The sequence below is a fragment of the Oliverpabstia sp. genome (genome assembly GCF_022785585.1).
Classification (GTDB): Bacteria; Bacillota; Clostridia; order Lachnospirales; family Lachnospiraceae; genus Oliverpabstia; species Oliverpabstia intestinalis.
The window spans coordinates 1-3,024 of record NZ_JALFPR010000026.1 but is presented as its reverse complement, the minus strand read 5'-3'; the positions used below and the strand labels follow the sequence as shown (position 1 = coordinate 3,024).

The 3,024-nt window shown below is 40.5% G+C and carries 3 protein-coding genes and 1 rRNA gene; all 4 read right to left on the bottom strand.

What is annotated here, in order from left to right:
* Nucleotides 1-690: FprA family A-type flavoprotein (locus MSA64_RS01220; RefSeq protein ID WP_287890193.1), on the bottom strand; the 690-nt coding region annotated here is incomplete at its 3' end.
* A gap of 263 nt (nt 691-953) precedes the next feature.
* Nucleotides 954-1,799: a LysR family transcriptional regulator gene (locus MSA64_RS01215; RefSeq protein ID WP_243871149.1), complete on the bottom strand. Its 846-nt coding sequence runs from the start codon at nt 1,797-1,799 to the stop codon at nt 954-956.
* Between the two features lie 275 nt (nt 1,800-2,074).
* Nucleotides 2,075-2,695 carry a methylated-DNA--[protein]-cysteine S-methyltransferase gene (locus tag MSA64_RS01210; RefSeq protein WP_287890192.1) on the bottom strand — a complete coding sequence of 207 codons (621 nt, stop codon included), beginning with the start codon at nt 2,693-2,695 and terminating at the stop codon, nt 2,075-2,077.
* Between the two features lie 188 nt (nt 2,696-2,883).
* Nucleotides 2,884-3,024: ribosomal RNA gene (locus tag MSA64_RS01205) — 23S ribosomal RNA — on the bottom strand; the annotation flags it as partial.

The following is a 3,024-nucleotide window of genomic DNA, read 5'->3' as shown; positions in this document are numbered from 1 at the left end:
TTTCTCAATGTAATGTCCAAGGTTCTCTGTGAGGATCGGTCCATGGAGCGGACAGATTGTCCGGATATCCAGAGTTGCTGCTGCTTTCAGGAGTTTCTGAACCTGAGCTCCGTACTTTCCAACGATTCCGATATAGTAACGACGTGCTTCGCAGTCCCAGTCTTCCTCCACGTCAAGTGTTCCGAATTTACCGAATCCGTCAGCGGAAAACAGAACTTTGTCAGCGCTGTCATATGTAACCATAACTTCCGGCCAGTGAACCATCGGTGCAAATACAAATGTCAGAACATGTTTTCCAAGTGTCAGGCTCTCGCCATTACCTACTACGAGTTTCTTTCCGTCCAGATTCAGTTTTCTGAAGAAATTCTCCATCATGGTAAAAGTCTTTGTGTTGGCAACAACTATTGTGTCCGGATATGCCTTCATGAAGTTCTCAATATTAGCCGCATGATCCGGTTCCATATGCTGTACAACCAGATAATCCGGTTTTGTGCCGTTAAGAACCTCTGCTACATTTGTAAGCCATTCATCCTTGAAATTAGCATCTACAGTATCCATAACTGCGATCTTTTCATCCATGATCACGTATGAGTTATAAGACATACCGTTTGGCACTACATACTGTCCTTCAAACAGATCTACCTGATGATCATTTACACCTACATAATAAATATCATTTCCGATTTTCATGATGTGAATTTTCCTCCTTATTGATCTCCTGTTATTTTTCAGAGATGAAAATTTCTTTTTTATTTCTGCACCTATTATATCCAATTTCTTACTGGAAATCAATAGTATTACTGTCAACTAAATACAATCCTACGATAATTACTATCCGACAAAAAAGAATATTCATATAAAATAGAAATCCCTACTCGATTCGATTAACATCATGCTGGCAGCTTATTTTTCTTGCAAAAATTTAGTAAAAAACCGACAGCATAGCCAATTGGTCATAAAAACCATTCCATCTTCTCCCTCACATCTGCATGCTTCAGATAAATAACATTAAATTCTCTGACTATGGGCTCACCCTTCAGTGTAAAAATCCCAAGCTCCGGGTCGCTTTTGGCAAGTATTTCATATACAAATGAGATTCCATACCCGGACTTGATCAGGTCGATGATCATCTTAAAGCTGGAAATACATATATGCCGGTGAAAACGCTCCAAAGATTCATTATGCTCCAGAAGCTTTTCCTCCAGGATAGCCAGCGTTCCAGAGCCTTTTTCGCGATGGATCAGAGTTTCTTTCAGGATCTCCTCTACAGATACTTCACGGCCTGCAAAGGGATGATCCTTCGGACAGATTCCCACAAAAGGTTCCCGGCGATACAGCTGGCTTCCGAACCTGTTTTTGTCAAAAAATCCTTCTATGATGGCATAGTCCAGAGTATTTTGTTCCAATAAATGCAAAAGATGCTTTGTGTTATCCACGATCAGAGTCAGTGCTGTATCCGGCTGATTTAAAAAATCGTGAATCCTGTCTGTGATCACATAGTCACCAATGGTCTTGGTTGCACCGATACGCAGTTCCCGGAGACCATTGTTTTTTATCTTTTCCCTGAGAAAATTTTCACGCTGCTGAACCGATCGCAGATAATCCTCCAGCATCTGTGCAGCAGGGGTCTTGATCAGTTTTCTGTTTTCATAAAGAAAAAGACGGCAGCCATACTCCTTCTCCAAAAACTGGATATGCTGGGTAACTGCCGGCTGGGTAATATGTAACAGCTCTGCCGCCTCCCTGTAATTCATAACATTGCATACTGCCATAAACGTTTCCGTTCTGTAATCTAACATAATCTTTTTGAACTCTCCCACTCTATTGATATCAGATAGTTTTTTCTGTGTAGTTTCCTTTTTCATAAGCATTACTTATCGTATAATAAAAACTCATAAATTGATTTTATCATTCATAAAGCCTATAATCAACAAAAGAAACGCCGTATACATCAGAAAACAGTAACAGCGTTACTGTTCACACGTCACTATCCCGCGAGGTGTTTTGGCATGAAAATGCCAAAATCCCGAGACATGTTTCGCGATACAGAAAACTGGAACCTCGATCATTCTTTTCAGATTCCATATTTTTTCAGATTAACTTTTCCATCCTCTACTTCTATTCCATCTGCTTCCAAAAGCTTTGCCTGCTCACCGGCTCCTCCAAAAGCAAATTCTCCCGCGAGTTCGCCCTTTGCATTTACCACCCGAAAGCATGGAATATGTTCCGGATCCGGATTCTTGTGGAGAGCATTTCCCACTGCTCTTGCCATTCTGGGATTACCAGCCATCTCAGCAACCTTACTGTAAGTCGCAACATGACCTTTGGGTATTCTTTTGACCGCTTCATAAATTCTTTTTGTCGGACTGTCAGTAACCAGATCATAGCTTTCAGAAATCATTCTTTTTATATCTTTCTCCGCTATACTTCCATCCAAAATAAGCGTATTCCAGTGTTCTTTGTTCTGATGATATCCCGCAATTACTGAATCATAAGCAGAACGCCAGAAATCACGCCACTGTGGATCTACCTTTACATTCAGATTAATATATCCATCCTTTTCATAAATCCAGAGAAAAGCCTTTTTACTTTCTCTGGCTCTTACTAACTGCCAGTTCTGGTCATGAAAAGGTTTTTCTTCATATACATTTTTAAATGATAGTCCATATTTTAATGCTTCTTCCCTTGTTTTCATATTCTTCTATTCCTTCTTTTTATATTTATGCACAAAAAAACCAGCTATCATCTAGCTGGTTTTAGTATATCTTCAAAACTACATACATGTCAACATTCCTTGAGAATTAACTTCCTGCGTTGCCGATTGAGTATTGTCATATACAGTACTCCGCGGGGGTCACTTCGTGACTCCGTCACTCAGCTTTTTTGGTCAAGCCCTCACCCGATTAGTAACAGTCAGCTCCATGCATTACTGCACTTCCACCTCTGCCCTATCTACCTCGTCGTCTTCAAGGGGGTTTACTTCTTTCGAATGGGATATCTCATCTTAAGGGGGGCTTCACGCTT

Excerpts from the sequence above, each read along its gene's own strand:
- MSA64_RS01210 (WP_287890192.1), bottom strand. The coding sequence starts at position 2,695 with ATGAAAACAAGGGAAGAAGCATTAAAATATGGACTATCATTTAAAAAT.
- MSA64_RS01215 (WP_243871149.1), bottom strand. The coding sequence starts at position 1,799 with ATGTTAGATTACAGAACGGAAACGTTTATGGCAGTATGCAATGTTATG.